At 71.5% G+C, this 18,576-nt stretch carries 19 protein-coding genes and 1 pseudogene; 9 read left to right on the top strand and 11 right to left on the bottom strand.

Annotated features, from left to right (window positions below; all coding sequences use genetic code 11):
• The 4 genes and pseudogenes from AB0G13_RS23385 to AB0G13_RS23370 all read right to left on the bottom strand — a co-directional run.
• A pseudogene (locus AB0G13_RS23385) lies at positions 1-484 on the bottom strand (glycosyltransferase); the annotation flags it as partial.
• 44 nt (positions 485-528) lie between these two features.
• Complete coding sequence (locus AB0G13_RS23380; protein ID WP_357877795.1) at positions 529-1,668, bottom strand: glycosyltransferase; 1,140 nt, start codon at positions 1,666-1,668, stop codon at positions 529-531.
• A gap of 196 nt (positions 1,669-1,864) precedes the next feature.
• A complete protein-coding gene (locus AB0G13_RS23375) occupies positions 1,865-2,878 on the bottom strand; it encodes a glycosyltransferase family 4 protein (protein ID WP_357877792.1) in 1,014 nt (337 codons plus the stop codon).
• Positions 2,875-3,684: a DUF5994 family protein gene (locus AB0G13_RS23370; RefSeq protein ID WP_357877789.1), complete on the bottom strand. Its 810-nt coding sequence runs from the start codon at positions 3,682-3,684 to the stop codon at positions 2,875-2,877. The genes AB0G13_RS23375 and AB0G13_RS23370 overlap by 4 nt, the downstream gene beginning before the upstream one ends.
• Before the next feature lie 585 nt (positions 3,685-4,269).
• On the opposite strand from AB0G13_RS23370, the gene AB0G13_RS23365 reads away from it, so the two are divergent.
• On the top strand, positions 4,270-4,530 hold the full coding sequence (locus AB0G13_RS23365; RefSeq protein WP_357877786.1) for a hypothetical protein: 261 nt from the start codon (positions 4,270-4,272) through the stop codon (positions 4,528-4,530).
• Positions 4,531-4,701: 171 nt separating this feature from the next.
• Here the strand turns inward: AB0G13_RS23365 and AB0G13_RS23360 are convergent, their stop codons facing one another.
• Positions 4,702-5,718 carry a methyltransferase gene (locus AB0G13_RS23360; protein WP_357877783.1) on the bottom strand — a complete coding sequence of 339 codons (1,017 nt, stop codon included), beginning with the start codon at positions 5,716-5,718 and terminating at the stop codon, positions 4,702-4,704.
• 274 nt (positions 5,719-5,992) lie between these two features.
• Between AB0G13_RS23360 and AB0G13_RS23355 the strand changes: the two genes are divergently transcribed.
• The 5 genes from AB0G13_RS23355 to AB0G13_RS23335 all read left to right on the top strand — a co-directional run bounded on the left by AB0G13_RS23355 (position 5,993) and on the right by AB0G13_RS23335 (position 10,240).
• A complete protein-coding gene (locus AB0G13_RS23355) occupies positions 5,993-7,093 on the top strand; it encodes an ionic transporter y4hA (RefSeq protein WP_357877781.1) in 1,101 nt (366 codons plus the stop codon).
• A 224-nt stretch (positions 7,094-7,317) separates the two neighbouring features.
• A complete protein-coding gene (locus AB0G13_RS23350) occupies positions 7,318-8,085 on the top strand; it encodes a neutral zinc metallopeptidase (protein WP_357877778.1) in 768 nt (255 codons plus the stop codon).
• A gap of 479 nt (positions 8,086-8,564) precedes the next feature.
• Complete coding sequence (locus AB0G13_RS23345) at positions 8,565-8,840, top strand: DUF4913 domain-containing protein (protein WP_357877775.1); 276 nt, start codon at positions 8,565-8,567, stop codon at positions 8,838-8,840.
• A 78-nt stretch (positions 8,841-8,918) separates the two neighbouring features.
• Positions 8,919-9,212, top strand: a complete 294-nt coding sequence (locus tag AB0G13_RS23340) for a hypothetical protein (protein ID WP_357877772.1) — start codon at positions 8,919-8,921, stop codon at positions 9,210-9,212.
• A complete protein-coding gene (locus AB0G13_RS23335) occupies positions 9,212-10,240 on the top strand; it encodes a zeta toxin family protein (protein ID WP_357877769.1) in 1,029 nt (342 codons plus the stop codon). The genes AB0G13_RS23340 and AB0G13_RS23335 overlap by 1 nt, the downstream gene beginning before the upstream one ends.
• A 448-nt stretch (positions 10,241-10,688) precedes the next feature.
• Here AB0G13_RS23335 and AB0G13_RS23330 read toward each other — a convergent pair whose 3' ends face one another.
• Positions 10,689-11,093 carry a hypothetical protein gene (locus AB0G13_RS23330; protein ID WP_357877766.1) on the bottom strand — a complete coding sequence of 135 codons (405 nt, stop codon included), beginning with the start codon at positions 11,091-11,093 and terminating at the stop codon, positions 10,689-10,691.
• On the bottom strand, positions 11,090-11,389 hold the full coding sequence (locus tag AB0G13_RS23325) for a hypothetical protein (protein ID WP_357877763.1): 300 nt from the start codon (positions 11,387-11,389) through the stop codon (positions 11,090-11,092). The genes AB0G13_RS23330 and AB0G13_RS23325 overlap by 4 nt, the downstream gene beginning before the upstream one ends.
• 228 nt (positions 11,390-11,617) lie before the next feature.
• Between AB0G13_RS23325 and AB0G13_RS23320 the strand changes: the two genes are divergently transcribed.
• The 3 genes from AB0G13_RS23320 (at position 11,618) to AB0G13_RS23310 (ending at position 13,047) form a co-directional block, all read left to right on the top strand.
• Positions 11,618-12,283: a hypothetical protein gene (locus AB0G13_RS23320; RefSeq protein ID WP_357877761.1), complete on the top strand. Its 666-nt coding sequence runs from the start codon at positions 11,618-11,620 to the stop codon at positions 12,281-12,283.
• A gap of 183 nt (positions 12,284-12,466) precedes the next feature.
• Positions 12,467-12,589 (top strand): recombinase family protein, encoded by a 123-nt coding sequence (locus AB0G13_RS23315; RefSeq protein ID WP_357877758.1) that lies wholly within the window; start codon positions 12,467-12,469, stop codon positions 12,587-12,589.
• Positions 12,568-13,047: a recombinase family protein gene (locus AB0G13_RS23310; RefSeq protein ID WP_357877798.1), complete on the top strand. Its 480-nt coding sequence runs from the start codon at positions 12,568-12,570 to the stop codon at positions 13,045-13,047. Before AB0G13_RS23315 ends, AB0G13_RS23310 begins: the two co-directional genes overlap by 22 nt.
• A 125-nt stretch (positions 13,048-13,172) precedes the next feature.
• Here AB0G13_RS23310 and AB0G13_RS23305 read toward each other — a convergent pair whose 3' ends face one another.
• The 4 genes from AB0G13_RS23305 to AB0G13_RS23290 form a co-directional block, all read right to left on the bottom strand.
• Positions 13,173-14,210, bottom strand: a complete 1,038-nt coding sequence (locus AB0G13_RS23305) for an alcohol dehydrogenase catalytic domain-containing protein (RefSeq protein ID WP_357877755.1) — start codon at positions 14,208-14,210, stop codon at positions 13,173-13,175.
• 300 nt (positions 14,211-14,510) lie between these two features.
• Positions 14,511-15,149: a LysE family translocator gene (locus AB0G13_RS23300; protein ID WP_357877751.1), complete on the bottom strand. Its 639-nt coding sequence runs from the start codon at positions 15,147-15,149 to the stop codon at positions 14,511-14,513.
• Between the two features lie 10 nt (positions 15,150-15,159).
• Positions 15,160-15,498: a hypothetical protein gene (locus AB0G13_RS23295; protein ID WP_357877748.1), complete on the bottom strand. Its 339-nt coding sequence runs from the start codon at positions 15,496-15,498 to the stop codon at positions 15,160-15,162.
• Positions 15,499-15,524: 26 nt separating this feature from the next.
• A complete protein-coding gene (locus AB0G13_RS23290) occupies positions 15,525-18,494 on the bottom strand; it encodes a Tn3 family transposase (protein ID WP_357877746.1) in 2,970 nt (989 codons plus the stop codon).
• Between the last annotated feature and the right edge of the window lie 82 nt (positions 18,495-18,576).

The raw sequence follows: 18,576 nt of genomic DNA, 5'->3' as shown, positions 1-18,576 counted from the left end.
TAGAAGGACTTGGCCTTGTCGGTGTTCGCGAACACGACGCTCTCGCTACCCATAGCCCGGCGAAGGCCATGGCGTGCGGCGCGGCCGACCGCCGGGCGGCGCCGCGGCTGAAGGCCACGAGCGCCTCGGTGCGGATCCAGGCGGCGGGGTTGCGGGCGGCGGCCGTCCCCAGCCCCCACAGCGCCCGGCCCCACCAGTCACCGAGGCCGGGCTGGTCGGCCCAGCGACGGTCGTGGCCCAGGCGGTTGTGGAAGGCGCCGCGACCGTCCTGGGCGTGGGTCAGGAAGGCCAGGTAGCGCTCGGCCAGCCCGAGCACCTGCGCCGACGGCTCCGGCTCCCGGCTGGCGACCAGCAGACCCCGGGCGACGTCGTCGGTGCAGTAGCCGTGTTCCCTGCGGACGATGGCGTGCCGGGCGTGCTCGAAGAGGCCGGTGTCGTCACTGAGCCGGGCCAGGTGGGCGAAGCTCGGCGCGGGTGCCGGCATCTCCACGCCGCGACTGGTGTCACCGGCCGGGTCGCGCGACGTGCTCACGCCGCTGCCGGGGTGACCGTGGGCGAGCGACCGGCGATGAGCCGTCCGGCGAGGGCCTCGTACCGCGCCGCCACCGCCGGCCAGCGCAGGTCCGCCGCGATCGACCGGGAGCGGCCGGCGAGGTCGGCGGCCAGGCCGGGCTCGGTGAGGATCCGCCGGATCGCGGCCGCCAGCGCCGTCGGGTCCCGATGGGGTACGACCAGCCCGGGGCCGCCGGTGAGCAGCTCGACGGCGTGCGGGAAGGGCGTGGCGACGACGGGGACGCCGGCGGCCACCGCCTCGATCAGGACGCCGGAGGTCACCTGTTCGGTGGAGTCGTAGGGCAGCACGACCACGTCGGCGGAGCGGACCAGCGCGCCGAGGGTGGCCTGGTCGTGGTACGCGGCCTGGTAGTCCACGGCGTGCGCCACGCCGAGCTGCGCGCCGAGGCGGTGCAGGCCCGCCCGGTACGCCTCGCCCTGATGCTCGATCACCTTCGGATGGGTGCGGCCGGCGACGGTGTACGTGGGGGTCGGGTCCAGGTCCTGCAACCGGGACAGGGCCCGCAACGCCCACTCGATTCCCTTGCCGGGCCCGAGCAGCCCCCAGGTGAGCAGGTGTGGTCGGGTCCGCCGCAGGGCGCCCGCGCCGACGGGGTCGGCGGCGCCGTGCGGGATCACCGACACCTTCGCCGGGTCCACCGCGTAGCCGACGAGCAGCCGGTCGTGGGCGGTGCCGGTCATCGTGACGACCGCGCCGGCGGCGGCGACGATCTGCTCCAGCAGCGTCTTCTGCCGGGCCGACGGCTGACGGAGCACGGTGTGCAGGACCACGACGCTCGGTACGGTGAGCCGCCGCAGCAACGGCAGGACGTCCTCGCCGTCGGTCCCCGGATAGATGCCGTACTCGTGCTGCACGACGGCCACGTCGAAGGCGTCGAGCGCCGCGGCAGCGCCCCGCCAACCGGCCGCGTTCCGCGCCGACCAGGTGTGCACGACGGTGGGTTCCGGGCGTTGGTCGTCGCCCGGGGCGGTGACCCGCACGACACCGCCGGGCGGTCCGCCGGCGGTGAGATGGGCGGCGAGAGCCGAGTTGAAGGTGGCCAGTCCGCAGCGGGTCGGCGGGTGGGTGCTCAGGAAGCCATAACGGGTGGACATCGGGTGCCGTGCCTTCCGGTTGTCGGCCGCCGCCGAGAGACGGGGCGGGCCTCACGAGGTAACGGCGCACGTCGGCGGCGTGGACGGCCGACGGAACGGGTTCAGGGGCGACCGCCGCGTCAGCGGGTGCGGGGTCGGCGGTGAACCTGGATCGAGCGGAGCCGGATTCGTAGCGGATCGCGGCATCTGGACAGTGTCAGCGTTCCGGTCGACCGGTGAGGTCGTCGTAGACGGCCAGGTAGTCGGTGACCATCCGGTCGGCGGAGAATCGGTGCCGGGCCCGCGCCCGGCAGCCGGCGCGGTCGATCGACGACACCCGACCGACGGCCTCGACGGCCTGCGCGACGGTCCGCACCAGCAGCCCCGTCACCGCCTCGTCGACCACCTCGGGCATCGACCCCCGGCCGTACGCCACGACCGGCGTCCCGCAGGCCATCGACTCCACCACGGACAGGCCGAACGGTTCGTCGAAGGCGATGGGGTGCAGCAGCGCGGCGGCGCCGCCCAGGATCTCGCCGCGGCGGCGTGGGCCCACGGCGCCGAGGAAGGTGACCCGCTCGCCGTCGACGTGCGGGGCCACCTGCTCCCGGAAGTACCGCTCGTCCTGCACGATGCCGCAGATGGTCAGCGGCCGGCCCGCCCGCCGGGCGATCTCGATGGCGGTGTGGGTGCCCTTGTCGGGATGGATCCGGCCGAAGGCCACCAGCCCGGGGCCGGGGTCCGGGGTGAACGGCAACCCGTCCAGGTCGACCCCGTGGTACACGGTGGCGAGGTAGTCGAGCCCGGAGATCCGGTCGGCGTCGGAGATGGAGACGTAGGCCGAGCGGCCCTTCTCGTACGCCGGCAGGATCCCCGCCCCGGAGAAGCCGTGCACGGTGGTCAGCAGCGGGGCGGCGCAGTGCGCGGCGAAGGCCAGCGGCAACCAGTCCAGGTGACTGTGCACGAGGTCGAACTCGGCGGAGCGGGCCAGCGCGTGGGAGACGTGCATCGCCTCCCAGACCCGCCCGTCCATGCCCGGATCCTCGGCGTAGCCGCGTGGGCACACCCCGTCGAGGGTGGCGGAGGTGACCGAGTCCAACGTCGCGAAGAGCGTCACCTGCACGCCCCGCGCGACGAGTCCCTCGGCCAGGAGGCCGGTCACCTGCTCCCACGGGCCGTAGTGGCGCGGCGGCGTCCGCCACGCCACCGGGCCCAGCAGGGCCACTCTCACCGCGCCGTCGACCCGCCGAGTTCGGTGAGGTCGAGACGCAGGGTCGCGAGTAGCCCGGCGTGCCGGGCGGTGTCGACCTGCGCCGGTAGTTCCCGCTCGACCCAGTCGGCCCTGGTGTGCTGGCCGCGTCGACGCAGCGCCGAGACGATCGTGTGCCGGGAGACTGTCATGGTCCGCTCCTTGGTGGTGATGGTGGGAAGGTCGTCGGTGCGCCGCTGCCGCGGCGGGGGCGTCGTCGGTCCGAGCGCCGGCGCGGACGTCGCGGCGTCGGCCGGGTGGGAGGCGACGGGGGCAGGGGCGTCGGGAGTGGCGCGCAGACGGCCGCCCTCGCCCTCCCAGGTGTGCCTGTCCGCGCTGCCGGTCCTCGCGTCCGACGTCGTGCCGGCGGCGACGAGCAGCTGGGGGGAGTGGACCAGGTTGCCGGCGGTGGCGGCGAGCATCATCGCCGCCTCGGCCAGGCGGGCCGGGGTCTGCGGCGGTACGACCAGCAGGTCGACCCGGTCGTCGTTGAGGCAGATCGCGGTCAGCAGGGTGGCGGGTTGGCTGGTGAAGTAGCCCAACCGCAGCACCCTGCCGTCGACGCTCAGGTGGCGCGGGTTGCCGTCCCAGGTGTCGGCGTTGAGGACCAGTCGGACGATCGGACCGTGCAGCAGGTCGATGGCGAGGACGAGGCCGGGCAGCTCGGCGAGCGGATCCGTCGAGCGGGGCCACCAGCCGCCGTCGAGCAGCGTGCGCGCGGAGCGGGTCGGTTCGATCCGCAGGCGCGGCGTCGACGGGGGAGCGAGGGCGTGGATCGAGGGCGTCATGTCGGATCCTCATCGCCGTGACCGCGGCGTAGCGGTGGGGTCGTGCGTGCAGTCGCGCCGTGCGCCGGTTCGCCGACCCGTCCGGTTGGATCGTCGGTCCGCCCCGCTCAGCGGCGGCGCTGTGGCGAGGCGCGGGTCACCAGGGTGCCGATCGCGAGCGCCGTGCCCTGGCGCTCGCGCCGAGGCGGGTCGACGCGGCCCTGGGCCGCGGGGAGGTGAAGACGGTCCGGACGGTCGGTCGTGCCGCTGCGGATCGGGTGCGGACGTCGCATACCCGCGGACGGAGCCGGCGTGGCGGGCACCTCAGAGGTGGGATGCCGTCGTTTCCGGGATGCCCCCAGCCTACGCCTGTCCGGGCCGCTCTGCGCGGCACCGCCGTTCCGGGTGGCCGACACCCGCCGGGCGGCCCGTGGTGGCGGCTCGCGACGGCGGTGCCTCGCCTCGTGATCGTGCTCACGAGTCACCTACAAGCAGACGAAGCCGTACCTCCACCTGGCGTTCCGGTGGAGCGGGTTCGAGCTGCACTACGGCGGCGCGCCCAGCGGCGTGGACCCGTCGGCCGAGAACACCGGTGGTTGCCTGGTCATGGCCGACGCGGTCGCGCCCTGTCACGCGGCGCTCAACTCGGGGCTGCGCCGCCACGGCGACGCCGCGCCGGCTGTCGAACAAGCGTTGGCGCTGGCCGGGTTGATCGAGCTGTCGGTCGGGCTGGAGAAACCGGAGCTCGTGCCCGACTGGGGCGCTCGACTCAAGGCACTCCCGTTGACCGCGCAGGAGCGTGAGCAGGTGCGGCATACGATCGCCGAGCCCACCCTGCTGGGGCCATGGTTGCCGGGCACCAACTGACGTCCCTCGTCCAGCCGACGTCTCCGGACCGTTGGGACGTCCGTGGCACCGGCGACGACGACGAGCCGGCCGCCCGCACCGCCGCCGACCAGAACGCTGGTCGCCGGGGGCGCGGGCTGCGGAACCGGGCGGCGAGGTCGTCGGCGCCGGCGCGAGCGGACGTGCTTGCGGTCAGGCCCGGCGGGCGACCACCGCCCCGTTGGCGCCCGGGGCGTCGAACGGCACGACGCGGACGTCGACGAAGCCGGCGTCGGTGAGCCAGGCCGTGTACTCGGCACCGGAGTAGTTCCTGCCGCCCTCGGTCTCCACCAGCATGTTCATGCCCATCAGAGCCGCCTCGGGCGGACCGGTGCGCTCGTCGTTGAGCAGCAGCTCGCAGATGACGATCGCCCCACCGGGCGGCAGCGCCGCGTGGCACTTGGCCAGCAGCGCCCGATTCGTCGGCTCGTCCCAGTCGTGCAGGATCATGCTCAGCAGAATGACGTCGTGCCCGTCCGGCAGCGCCGGGTCGGCCAGGAAATCGCCGCCGACCGTGCCGATTCGCCCGCTCATGCCTTCCGCCGCGATCCGCTCCTCGGCGCGGACGCACACGTGCGGCAGGTCGAGGATGGTCGCCCGTAGTCCCTGCAGCCGACGGCAGAACTCGATCGGGAACGCCCCGGCCCCACCACCGACGTCGAGCAGCCGGGCGTGCGCGCCGAAGTCGTACGCGTCGGCCAGCGCTCGGGCGGTGAAGCTGGAGGTGGAGTACATGGCGTCCCAGAACTGCGCCAGCATATCGGGGTCGGTGGTGTCGAACATCGACTGCTGGGCCTGCGGGTCCCAGGTAAGGGGCCGGTCGGTGCGCAGGGCTTCGCCGACGCGGTGCCAGGGCAGGTAGGTCCGCAGGTCGGAGTAGCGGATCTGCGCACCGAAGTAGTAGGGGCGACCTTCGACCAGGAACTGTTCGGCGAGTTCGGAGTTGCGGTAACCGTCGCCGGCCTTCTCCAACAGGCCCAGTGACGCGGTCGCGGCCAACAGCAGGTCTGCCGGACGTTCGGCCAGCCCGAACTCGGCGGCGGCCTCGTCGACCGTGAGGGTCCGCCCGTTCGCGAGGCGGGTGAAGAGGCCGAGTTCGACGCCGACCGCGAGGGTCTTGAATCCCCAGACGCCGGCCACCAGACGCATGAGAGGTGTGGGACTGATCATGGACACATGGGACCACAAGGGCTCTGTCCATGATGGAGCAGCCCGGCGCGCCCGATCGAGCGGCTGCACGCCTCGCCTGCGGCCCGGTGGCGACCGCCGGCGTCCCGGTCGGTCGCCGCCGCCCGAGTTGGTGCGTGGCCACTCCGGTCGGGTAGGCCAGCAGAGCGGTCCCGGTGTCTCCCACCAGCGCCGTCCCTCCAGGCCACCGGTCCGACCCCGCCCCCTTCCCGCCGGTCGGGGGTCAGATGATCGTTTTCTCTGAGAAGGTTGGGGTATGGCCGCGCTGTTCCGCTCACGTCTGACCGACTGGACCGTCCTCGTCCCGCTGCTGGCGATCCTGGTGTTGATCCTGACCTGGGGGCGCGACCTGTCCGGTCCCGTCGTCGTGGTGGTGGCCCTGTTGCTGGCGGGCGCGGTGCTGGCCGCCGTGCACCACGCCGAGGTGGTGGCCCACCGGGTGGGGGAGCCGTACGGCTCGCTCGTGCTCGCCGTGGCCGTCACCGTCATCGAGGTCGCCCTGATCGTCACGCTCATGATCAGTGGCGGCGAGAAGACGCAGTCGCTCGCGCGAGACACCGTCTTCGCCGCCGTCATGATCACCTGCAACGGCATCCTCGGGTTGTCGCTGCTGATCGGGGCGCTGCGCCGCCGGGTGGCGGTCTTCAACTCCGAGGGCACCGGCGGGGCGCTGGCCACCGTGACCACCCTCGCCGCGCTGAGCCTCGTGGTGCCGACCTTCACCACCAGCCGGCCCGGCCCGCAGTTCAGCCCGGCACAGCTCGCCTTCGCCGCCGTGGTCTCGCTCGCCCTCTACGGCCTGTTCGTCATGGTGCAGACCGGCCGCCACCGCGACTACTTCCTGCCCGTCAACAACCAGGGCCGGGTGCTCGACACGGAGGGGCACGCCGAGCCGCCGTCGGAGCGGGCCGCCCTGCTCAGCCTCGGCCTGCTGCTGGTGGCGCTGGTCGCCGTGGTCGGCGACGCCAAGTCGGTGTCCCCGGCGATCGAGTCCGCCGTCGCCGGGGCGAACCTGCCCCCGTCGTTCGTGGGGGTGGTCATCGCGCTGCTGGTGCTGCTGCCCGAGACGATCGCCGCCGCCCGGGCCGCCCGCCGTGACCGGGTGCAGATCAGCCTGAACCTCGCCCTGGGCTCGGCCATGGCCAGCATCGGGCTGACCATCCCGGCGATCGCGCTCGCCTCGATCTGGTTGGAGGGCCCGCTGCTGCTCGGCCTCGGCGGCACCCAGGTGACCCTGCTCGCCCTCACCGTCGTCACCAGCGTGCTGACCGTGGTGCCGGGGCGGGCCACCGTGCTCCAGGGCGGCGTGCACCTGGTGCTGCTCGTCGCCTTCGTCTTCCTCGCCGCCAGCCCCTGACCGCCCACGTGCGGCTCGCCCCGCACCTCCCCACACCGGACATCCGCGACGACCCGGTCCGCCGCTTCGACGCCGGCCGGCCCGCGCGCCCGCCCGCCGCGTCCCGATCGGATGGCCGGACCGGTGAACCGTCGCGGCCCCCTTCGCCGGGGGCGCCTGTGTCCAGGCATGACGAGGCCACCGTCGGGGTACTGGACGCCGACGCCGACGCCGGGGAGGGCACTGTGACGACGCGCGTGGGACGCCGACCGCGAAGCTCGCTGGCCGGCCTCGTGGTGGCCCTCGTCGCGGCGGCCGGGTGCGTGGTCGGCGGGGTGTCCGAACCCGAGGGACAGGAGCCCGCCCCGCAGCGGCCCGACGGCCCCGCCTCGCCCGACGGCCCCGCCTCGCCCGGCGCCGCGCAGACCCGGGCCGACGGCACCACCAGCGTCGAGGAGTTCCAGCAGGACGTCACCGATGCGAAGGCCATCGCCGAGCGGTACTGGGCCGCCCAGTTCCGGGCCTCCGGCGAGCGGTTCCGGCCGATCCGCCGCGTCATCCCCTACCAGCGGGCGGGGGAGGTGGCCTGCGGCGGGCAGCCGCTGCCGCGCAACAACGCCGTCTACTGCTCGGCCGGCGACTTCATCGCCTACGACGTGAACTGGTCGGTGGGCGCGTTCCGCCAGGTCGGCGACGCGTTCGTGTTCTACCTGCTCGGCCACGAGTACGCGCACGGCATCCAGGCCCGTCTCGGCATCCGCTACTCCTACACCATCCAGCAGGAGTTGCAGGCCGACTGCATGGCCGGGGCGTACCTCGGCGACTCGGTGCGCTCGAAGGCGCTACGGCTCGACGACGGCGACCTGGACGAGTTCCGCGAGGGGCTGCTGGCCGTCGGCGACGACCCCGACCAGCCCTGGTTCGCCGAGGGCTCGCACGGCACCGCCGAGCAGCGCACCGAGTCGTTCTTCCGCGGCTACGAACGGTCCCTGGAAGCCTGCGGCCTCACCTGAGCGGGCCGCTCAGAGCTCGCCCCACCACTGCCGCACCCACACCGACGCCCCGCCGCCGTTGTCGCCGAGGTTGGTGTCGTTGAAGGAGAAGACCAGCCGCGGCGGCGTGCCGGCGTTGTAGTAGAGCATGCAGCCGCTGTCGGCGCCGACCGGGAACCACCGGCCCGAGCCGTAGATCAGCCCGCGCCCGCTGGGACCCCCACGGCCGCACCGACTGGACCCTCACCCCCGACGACGCCCCGCCGGAGCCGACCCCATGACCCTGCCCCAGCCCGGACCGGTCGGCGACCCGGTGGCCGACCTCAGCGCCCTGCTCGGCCAACTCGCCGGCGACCCGGACGTGACGCCGCCGGCCGCCACACCGCCAGCCGGCGACGACGCCGCACCGGAGCCGGCCTACCGCAACGTCGAGGCGTTCGTCGCCGACTACCTCGCCCACGTCATCGAGCGACGCCTCGCCACTGGGCCGACCTCTGGGGGTGAACTGGTGTCCCCGGTGGTGGGCGCACCCGGAGGCGATCTCCCGTCTGTACGCGCTTTGGCGAGCCTGGGAAACGCTACGGGTCAGCGACCCACAGACCGGCATGAGCATCTGGTGGCGCGACCACCTCGACCCCCACCTCGCCGCGCTCGCCGCCGAGTACGGGCCCTTCAGCCGGTGCAGCCCAGGCAAGCACACCGAGCCCCGGCCGCTGCCCGTCGAGCCGGCGCCACCGGAGGTGCTCGCGCAGCTCCCCGACGCCGATGGCCTCTAATTCCGCGGCATCACCCGCACCCGCTACGCCTTGATCACCTCCGATATTCTGACCCTGAGTGACTAGGAGGTATGAGCCGTGACCGAACAGTCCGTGCTGGCCAACCTGGGCCAGTTCGAGTGGGACTCGACCGAGTCCGTTTCCTACGAGGTCGCCATCGAGGCGGTCAGCCAGGCGGTCGCCGCCATCACCCCGCTCATCGCCACCGCGCGGCAGCAGGACAACGACGCCGCGGTAGCGGAGCTGATCAACCTACGGAAGCAGTGCATTGCCGCGCGTAACGAGCTGCGGCCGACCGACCGCCAAGCGGTCGCCGACGCCACGCAGCACTACCGCACCCTGGCCGAGCAACTCGGTCAGCGCGCTGCCTGATGCCGATCGACCCGAGACGCTACCTGCTTACCGAGGAGCAGTCGCAGCGCATCTTCCGCGAGGAGATCGCCCCGGAGGAACTCGCCCACGGGGTCTCCCAAGACCAGCCAGTGGTGGTCTTCGTCGCCGGGCAGCCCGGCGCGGGCAAGACCATGACCACCGAGTCGGTCAAGCGTGAACTCGATCAGCGTGGCGGCGCGATCGTGGTCAACTCCGACTTCTACAAGCCCTACCACCCCGAGTACAGCAGGCTGCTGCGGGAAGACGACCGCAACGCCGCGCCGTACACCAGCATGGACGGACGCCGGTGGATGGCCGCCGCCGAGCAGTACCTCATCGACCGGCGAGTCGACACGATCATCGAGACGACGATGCGGGACCCCGGAGACTTCCTGGAACCCGCAGCGATGTTCCGCGCGGCCGGCTACCGGGTGGAGGCCGCGATCATGGCGGTGCCCGAGCCGCTCAGCCGACTCGGCATCGTCCACCGCTATCACGACCAGGTCCAGAAGCTCGGCCACGGCAGGTTGACCGCTCGGGACAACCACGACGCCTCCTACCAGGGTGTCCGCCAGGCCGCCGAGGCCATAGACCGGGAGCGGGTGGTCGACGTCGCCACCGTCTACCGGCGCGGCAACCACCAGCTGCACATCAACTACCTCGACGCCGCCGGCTCCTGGCGCTGGCCGGCCGGCACCGCTGCTGCCATCGACGCTGAGCGCCAGCGGCCGTGGACCCCGGAGGAGACCAAGGCGTTCGCGGCAACTGCGAAGCAGCTCACCGACGAGATGGGCCCCGAGTGGAACGGAGAACTTCGGGACATCGTCCGGCTCGCGGCACCCCTCGCCGACCCGCAGACTCCGCTGCCTCAGATCGTCGACGTCTCTCCCGGGATCACGGCGGCCGCGCAGGCCTTCCCGACCAGCACCCGTCGGTCCCTACCCCGGCAGCCGGCGGTACGCGACGCCGAGTCGACGCCACCGAAGTCGAGCCGCGGAGCCTTCAGAGGCGAGGAACCCAGCCGCTGACTCAGGGGATTCCAGAGGCAGGTGGTAGGTGGGCTACCCAGTACCGCCGACACGTCCATCTGGCACCCTCAGACATCCGGCGCCGCCAGACCGGCATGGTCGGCGCGACCACCGGACCCGCACCTCGCCGCGCTGGCCGCCGAGCATGGGCGGTCCAGCCGGTGCGGCCGGCACGCACACCGAGCGAACCAACGACCGGTCGGCTGGCGGCGTCAGGATCCGAACGTGTGCCGGTCCTCGCCGGGCTGCGGCCCGCAGGGTCGAAGAGCGTACATCACAAGAGCTGCGTGACCGGAGAGCTCAAGCCCAAGCCCGACGTCGCCGGCCACCTGACCGACCCTCGCGCGCCGCTTCCTTGATCGACGTCGTGCCAGCGAGGAAGCACCTGTGTCCCCGAGTTGTCGGGGCACGGGTGCTTCCTTTGATTCTGGCTCGCGTTGACCTGCGGTTACGCGGGTATGTGGATGACCGGTAGGTGCCCCTCGGGCCCGTACCGGTTGCCCTCGCTGGTCAGGATCGATGCTCGGTGCTCCAGGGCGGCCATCACCGTCGCTGCCAGGTCGACGCGGCCGGTGAGCCCACGCCAGTAGGACAGCTCCTGCCACGACTCGCCCCGGGTGGGCAGCCGTACACAGGAGTCGTGGCTGAGCAGCCGGTGCAGGTGCTTTCGGTGCTTGGCGTCGGCGGCCAACTCCAGGGCCTCAGCGGCGGTAACGGCGGTGATGCCGAAGCGCTGGCCATCGGTGATGACCTCACCGATGGGTTCCCCGACGTGGATCGAGTACGGGTAGGCCAGCAGCGCCGAGCGGTCCAGCACCAGCGCGACCGGGCGCCGCTCGTCCTCGGTGCTCACGCGGCCGGCCGGCTGGCATCGTCCGCCTCATCCTGCATGTGCTGGCGCACCCGGTCGCGTACGGCGTCGTAGCGCTCGTGGGGCCATTGGGCCTGCACCTGTAGCCGGTGGGCGCGGGCCTCGGCCATGCCTTGCTCGGTGAGCTGCACCCCGGCATCGGCCATCAGGGCCCGAAACTCGTCCATGCGCCTGCGGTCACGAACGGCCTGGGCGACGTACGCGGAGGCGTTGGGCTGCTGCTCCAGGGTCTCGGCCACGTCCTCGGGCACGGACACCGTCACTCGACGCTTTGTCATACGGATCAGGCTACTCCTGTCATACCATCACGTACAGCAACGCCACGCACTCCGTACCGTGACGCAGGTTGTAGCCACTCGGTGATCCAGGTCCCCCCACGGTGGGGCCCCACCGTGGGGGTCTCCTATGGTGCGCCGCGAAAGCCGCATTCCGGGCGCGGGTTCGTTCGGGGGCCGGGCTGCGGGCGGGGTGCGGTCGTGCTCGATCGTTCACGTCATGCTGATGGGGTGACCACCAACGGTGAGACGGACGGGCGACGGAACCGGTTGGACTGGCGCGGCCGGCTGTCCGTGATGCTCCTCGGCGCGGCCGGCGGCATGGGCGTCAACGTCCTGAGCAACGACTTCGGCTACCGGGGCGTGGCCGTCGTGACCGTGGCCGGCGCGGTCCTGTCGGCCGTCGCCTCGCTGCGCTGGCTGCCTCCCCGCGCCCCCCTGGTCCGCTACACCGCCCGGGCCCTGCTCGCCTTGGCCCTGCTCGCCGCGATCCTGGCCGCCGTCGGCCCAGCGTCCTCGGCCGCCTACGCCACCCTGACCGCCACCGCCCTGACGATCATCGCCGTCCTCACCGCCAACACCACCGACACCGCCGTCACCCTGCTGGGCGGCGTAGCGTTCATCGGCTTCGGGGTGGCGTTCATCGGCTTCGGCGTCGCGTTCCTGACCGACCGCGGCATCCTGGCCGGCGTAGCGTTTATCGGCTTCGGGGTGGCGGTCATCGGCTTCGGCGTCGCGTTCCTGACCGACCGCGGCATCCTGGCCGGCGCAGCGTTTATCGGCTTCGGGGTGGCGGTCATCGGCGCCGGCGTCGCGCTCCTGACCGACAGCCGCGTCCTGGCCGGCGCAGCGTTCATTGGGGTGCCGGTAACGAACGTGTCACCAGCCGCCAAATAGTTGATCTTGATCATGTCGCAGACAGTGACCGACGGGCGTCTTCGCTGGTGTCCCGTTTGAGGACCCTCCACCGGGCGCTCACGGAGGAGCGAAAGCGGCTCATGAATGCGCTGGTCGGCTTGTCCCGTAAGACCCGCCCGTTGATGTGCCCGGTGAGCGGGGGCTGAACGGTACAGTCGCGCGGTGACTGGACTGTTGATCGGCTACGCCCGGGTGTCGACGGACGAGCAGGACCTGACCTCGCAACTAGACGCGCTGCAGGTGATGGTGTCAGCGCCGAGCGGATCTATGTCGACAAAGGGCTGACGGGAACCAATCGGGCTCGACCGGGCCTGCGCGAAGCCCTCGCGGCGTGCCGGGCCGGGGACACGTTGGTCGTGACGAAGCTGGACCGGTTGGCGCGGTCGGTAGCCGACGCGCACGCGATCGTGCAGGAGTTGCCCCGGGCGCAGGTGAAGCTCAATCTCGGTGGCTCGGTGCACGACCCGACGGATCCGGTGGGCAAGCTGCTGTTCACGGCGTTGGCGATGGTGGCCGAGTTCGAGGCAGATCTGGCGCGGTTGCGGACCCGCGAGGGGATGAAGGTCGCGAAGGCCAAGGGCCGGCTGCGCGGCAAGCAACCCAAGCTGAATCCTCGGCAGGAGGCCCACTTGGTGGCGTTGCACGCCGCCGGGGAACACACCAGCGCCGAGTTGGCGGAACTGTTTGGGGTGGCGCGCTCAACGGTGTATCGGGCGATCGAGCGGTCAGTGACACCGCGGTAATGACACCACTCGTGGCCGTCCGGGCGTTTGCTGCTCAGTTGGTGGACACTCCCCACTCGGCGTCGTGGTTGCTCGCCAGGCGTCGGCCTGCTGCCTCGCTTCGCGCGGTGACTGCTGCGATGCCGTCAGCGGGTGGGGTCGATGACGGTGATACCGGCCACGGTCGCCTGGTCGAAGCCGGGCAGCAGCGCCGCTGCCTCGTCGAGCCCGATGGTGCGTTCGATCAACCGTTGGGGTTGCAGCGCACCTTGCTCGATGAGCGCCAGCATGGCCGGATAGTCGACCGCGGCCATCCCGTGACTGCCCAGCAGGTCCAGTTCCCAGCCGATCACGCGCGACATCGGAACCCGCGGGTGACCGTCGACCGGGGGTAGGAGCCCCACCTGGACGTGGCGGCCGCGGCGGCGAAGGCTCAGAATCGCATCGGCGCAGGTCTGTTCGCTGCCGACCGCATCCACGGTGATGTGGCTGCCGCCGCCGGTGAGCTCGGCGACAGCGGCCGGGATGTCGACGCCGTCGGCGCGCAGCGTGTGGTGCGCGCCGAGCGCGGAGGCGGCGGCGAGTGCCTGCGGGTTACGGTCCACCGCCACCACCTGGGCACCCAGCGCCCGGGCGATCATCACGGTGCTGAGCCCGACGCCGCCGGCGCCGACCACGGTGACCCATTCGTCCTCGATGACCCGTGCCCGGCCGAACAGGGCCCGGTACGCCGTGGCGAACCGGCAGCCCAGGCTGGCTGCGGTCGCGAAGTCGACCTGCTCCGGGATGGCCACCAGGTTGGTGTCCGCGGCGTGCAGCACGACGTACTCGGCGAACGAGCCCCAGTGCGTGAAGCCGGGCTGCTGCTGATCGGGACAGACCTGCGCCTGCCCGGTGCGGCACCACTGGCACCGGCCGCAACCGCACACGAACGGCACCGTCACCCGGTCACCGACCCGCCACCGGTCGACCTGCGCGCCCACCTCGACGACCACACCGGCCAACTCATGACCCGGCACGTGCGGGAACGCGATCTCGTCGTGTCCCGCCCAGGCGTGCCAGTCACTGCGGCACATCCCGGTGGCCATCACCCGGACCACCACCCCACCTGCCGGGGCCGTGGGCGTGGTCACCTCCCGCACGGCGGGGTCGGCTCGAACGGCACCAATAATCACAGCGCGCATGGGTCCATCCTGTCAGCCAGCACGCTTCATGACACGCGCCCACGCAGGGCGATGCTGCCCGCCGTCCGCCAGCGAGGAGGACGGCTTCCTGCCTACTGCCGGTGGTGCGACACGCGCATACTAGCGGCGTGCCCTCGCGACGTGATTTCGCTGCTGGAGTACCTGCGGTCGGTGCCGTCGAGCCGCCCCCGGCAGCCGGACGACGCCCTCAAGTGCCGGGCTTGAATCCAACTCGGCAATATTGATGCAAGACAATACGAAGGTCATGAGCCTGATCACACCGAGCTGGCGGTCAGCTGTCTAGTCCTTGCGGCCACTGACGGCCAAGCCGACGCCCAGCCCCACCATCGTGAGGCCCGCCGCGCCGCCGACCAGGTCCAAGCGCTTCGCGGAGCGGGCGAACCAGGACCGGACCGTACCCGCCGCCACGCACCACACGGCATCCATCGCCAGGGCGATCACGGCGAAGACCGCGCCCAGGACGACCATCTGAAGGCTGACATGCCCGGCGGACGGGTCGACGAACTGCGGAAGGATCGCCGCGAAGAACACCACCGTCTTCGGGTTGGTCACGCCAACAATGAATCCCTGCAACAGCGTGCGACCGCCACCGATCGGGGCCGCCTGTGTTTCCAATGCCTCCCGCAGCGCCCGACGGTGCCGGATCGCCTGGACACCGAGGTAGATCAGATATGCGGCACCGGCAAGCTTGATCGCGGTGTAGATCACGGCGGAGGTCTGGATGATGGCGCCGATACCAAAACCGACGGCTGTGGCCGCGGTGAAGCTGCCAACCGCCCCGCCAACGACGGTCGTCAGCGCGGCCCGTCGGCCGTACGCCAGAGCGCGGCTGATCGCGAAAATCACCGAGGGGCCCGGGATGACGATCAGTACGAACGACGCGAGCGCGAAGGCGGCTAGACGGTCAGGCGACGGCATGCGGCCAACGCTAGACGACCAGGCATCTGTTCCGGCAGGCTGGGCGGCTCATGACGTGAAATGCCGTTCGTCGTGGCTTTCGGAACTCGTCGCCAGGTGAATGTTGCGACAACGAGGCAGGCGAGCAGGCCGAGCCCGACGCCGGCGATGCCCGCCACCGGGTGCTGAGCGCGACGACGAGGCAGAAGGCGAAATAGCAGGGCAGGCTGCGGACCAGTCCGCCGAGTGCGTGCACCCCGGCCGCGGCGCCGTCGCGGGCCACGGCGACCACGGTGAGCGTCGTGCACATCGTCGGGAAGGCAGCGATGCCTCCGGCGATGTCGGGACCGGCGAGCCGGCGGCTCAGCACCGCGCAACCCACGACAACCGCCGCGCTCAGTGCTGCGCCGCCGCGGGCGCGGCAGGGGCGGCGTCGCCGCGTAGCTCCAGGCGCTTGCTCATGTTCAGCTTCACCTCGCCGTACGGGGCCACGTGGGTCCAGAACAGCGGCGTCAGCCCCCGCCGATCCTCAGGTGTGAGCGCATCCGCCCAGGCAGGTTCGGCCAGGACGTCCTGCACCAGCAGTGTGTTGACGAACGCGACGGCGGCCTGCAGCACATGCAGGCACGCCACGGACAGTTCCTGCTCGTCGCGGCGGTTGGTGGCGATGTCGCCGCCCTTGCCGTAGAACAGCACCTGATTGCCGCCGTTCCACCCCTCGGCAACGTTCAGCCCATCATGGATCTCCCGTTGCAGGTCCCGGTCCCGCAGATACCGCGCCACGAAGATGGTCTTGACGGCCCGGCCGACCTCCAGCATCGCCTGATACGTCGGATGCGACGCCGCGCGGGTGAACCGGCGCAGGATCGCCTCCGTCGACGCGGTCCCGGTCTGGATCGCCGTCGCATACTTGATCATCTGGTCGTACTGCTCAGCGATGAGGTCCCAGCGGATCGCCCGGCCCATCATCGCCGGCGCCAGCGCAGGCCACGCCGACGCTTCTCCGGGGCCGGAGCGGTAGAGCTTGACGTGGTTGATCCGCTTGATGCGTGGGAGCAGGTCGAAGCCGAGCAGCCGGGTGATGCCGAAGCCGATCTCGGACTGGCCGTGGCTGTCGGTGTAGTTCGCCTCCACCTGCATCGTGGTGCCGTGCCGCACCGCACCCTCGACCATCGCCGCGACCTCGGACGCGGTGCAGGAGATCAGCTGCGAGTGGATCGCCATGCTCTTACGTTCGACATGCCAGTAGATGAGCACGCCGCGGCCGCCGTAGCGCGAGTGCCACTGGGTGAAGATGTTCTGGTCGTAGGCGCCGAAGTGCGTCGAATCGGATGCCACCGCGGTGGAGCCGGTGCCCCACACCTGCTCGGAGCGCACCGCGAAGGTGGCGTTGGCGATCTCGACCGCCATCGCCCGGGCGGTGTCGGCGCTGAGGAACCTGCGGCGCACGTAGCGCAGCTCGTCCTCGCTGTGCCCGTGATCGCCCGCGGCGGCGGCCTTGATGCCGGTGTTGGTGCCGTAGCCGTACACGCACAGCAGCAACCGCTCCGCCAGCACCGCCGCGTCCATGCCGGAGCGGGCGCCGACGCCGGTGGCCGCGCTCAAGCAGCCGGTGCGCAGAGCGGCCTCCTTGAGCATGTCGATCAGGGCCACGGTGCCCCACTGCCGTTCAATCTCGCGTTTGAGCCGGCGCAGATTCGTCGGCTCCGGCAACGCGTCCAATGCCTCGAGCTTGATACCGGCGCCGCCAGGACGGGCCTTCACGCTCAGCCACGGCGCCGCGTCAAGGCCGTCGTGCAGGGCGGTCAGCTCGGCGCGCATCTCAGCGCGCAGCCCGTCGATGAAGGCCGTCGGATCGAGGGGTTTGCGCAGGGCGCCGTAGTGCTCGGCCCGCCGGGACTCGAAGTCGGCGGGCAGGTCCTCGTCGGGGTTGCGGAAGGTGTCGGCGCCGACGACCCAGATCTCCTTACAACGCAGCGCCTCCCGCAGCGCCTGAAACGTGCACACCTCGTAGACCATCCGCACCACCCGGCGTCGGCCCCGCTGGTCAACCTTCACGACCAGGTCCGCCCAGTCACCCGTGAGGCCGCGGTGCTGCGGTACCTGCTCGCCGTCGGGGTAGTACTGCACACTGCCGCGGGCGTACCGGGCGATGAGCTCCAGGGCGGCGATCACCGGCCGGTGGGTGCTGTTCGAGCTGCGGAACTGCAGCACGTCGAGGAGCTGGATCAGGCCCTTGCGGTAGTGACTGGTGTACGAGGCCCGCATCGACGTCTTCACCGTGCGCCGGTACGTCGGGCCCTTGCTGCGGAACTCCGCCACCACATCACGCAGCGTCTGCTCCCCACCGGCCACCGCGGGGAACACCACGTCACGTACCCGTGACTCCGGCGCGGTCAGCGACGCCTCCGCGATGCGGAACAGCAGGTTCTCCTTGCCCGTGACCTTCTTGAACTCGGCGATCAGCTCGTTGGTGACCTTGCGCTGCGCCCGGGCGTCGATGCGGTGCACCGTGGCGATCAGCAGCTCCACCAACGCGTCGGTGATCTCGCGTTCCCGTAGCCGCAGCAACGCCGCCAACATGGTCAGGCGCAGCGCCGGGGTGTGCCGGGCCAGGTGCGACGGGGCCTCCACCATCGCCCGCGCCCGCCACCCGGCGACGACCTTCGGTGCCACATCCGCCAGCGCGGCGGCCGGGACGCCGACCGCCCGGACCGCGCGCAGCTTGTCGATCTCCGTCAGCATCGAGTCCAGGCTCACCGACCCGGGCACCGACTTGATCGTGGCCAGCAGCGACGGCCCGTCGTCCGCGCCTGCGACCAGCTCTTCCAGCCGGTCCACCACCTCCGGGGGCAGGCGGGACTGCACCTGCATACAGAGCGCCTCCTCCGCCTGGTGCAGCGCCGAGCGCACGATCCGCTCCACCCGCGCCTCGGCCGGCGGCTCGATGCGCTCCCGGCGGCACTCGCCCAGCAGCTCCTCACGGACGAGGTCGAAGCGGCGCTCCTTGCACGCCACCTCCGCGGCCAGCCACCCGGTCAGCTTCTCCGCATCCGCCGTCGAGCACTCCCGGAACCCCAGATGACCGCGGATCGCGGCCCGGTGTCGCTCGGCCGTGCGCCCGGACCACTCGATCAGGCCCAGGTCACCGGCCGACACCTTCAACTGCCGGGCCACGAACCCAACGGCGTCGTCGTGCAGCTCCCCGCGGCCGCGGGGAAACCGGCCGTGACGGGTGTAGAACTTCAGCCACACCGCGAAGACCAGCCGCGACGGCTCGTGCAGGCGCACGACCAGGTCCACCTCGTCCGGCAACAGCGTCCAGTGCTCGACAAGGTCATCAATGTCCAAAGGAGATCTGCTCACGAGCGATCATCCTGGCCACCCCGCAACCAGCCGCGCACTACCCAAATGCAAGATCAACTATTTGGCGGCTGATGACACGTTC

Origin of the sequence: Micromonospora sp. NPDC023633 (assembly GCF_040640035.1) — a bacterium.
Taxonomy (GTDB): domain Bacteria; phylum Actinomycetota; class Actinomycetes; order Mycobacteriales; family Micromonosporaceae; genus Micromonospora.
The sequence above is the reverse complement of the archived record's forward strand: the minus strand, read 5'-3'. Positions and strand labels throughout refer to the sequence as shown.

Bases quoted from the DNA above. Each gene is read 5' to 3' on its own strand.
- AB0G13_RS23380 (WP_357877795.1), bottom strand. From the start codon at position 1,668: ATGTCCACCCGTTATGGCTTCCTGAGCACCCACCCGCCGACCCGCTGC.
- AB0G13_RS23370 (WP_357877789.1), bottom strand. From the start codon at position 3,684: ATGACGCCCTCGATCCACGCCCTCGCTCCCCCGTCGACGCCGCGCCTG.
- AB0G13_RS23365 (WP_357877786.1), top strand. From the start codon at position 4,270: ATGGCCGACGCGGTCGCGCCCTGTCACGCGGCGCTCAACTCGGGGCTG.
- AB0G13_RS23360 (WP_357877783.1), bottom strand. From the start codon at position 5,718: ATGATCAGTCCCACACCTCTCATGCGTCTGGTGGCCGGCGTCTGGGGA.
- AB0G13_RS23355 (WP_357877781.1), top strand. From the start codon at position 5,993: ATGGCCGCGCTGTTCCGCTCACGTCTGACCGACTGGACCGTCCTCGTC.
- AB0G13_RS23335 (WP_357877769.1), top strand. From the start codon at position 9,212: ATGCCGATCGACCCGAGACGCTACCTGCTTACCGAGGAGCAGTCGCAG.
- AB0G13_RS23325 (WP_357877763.1), bottom strand. From the start codon at position 11,389: ATGACAAAGCGTCGAGTGACGGTGTCCGTGCCCGAGGACGTGGCCGAG.
- AB0G13_RS23305 (WP_357877755.1), bottom strand. From the start codon at position 14,210: ATGCGCGCTGTGATTATTGGTGCCGTTCGAGCCGACCCCGCCGTGCGG.
- AB0G13_RS23300 (WP_357877751.1), bottom strand. From the start codon at position 15,149: ATGCCGTCGCCTGACCGTCTAGCCGCCTTCGCGCTCGCGTCGTTCGTA.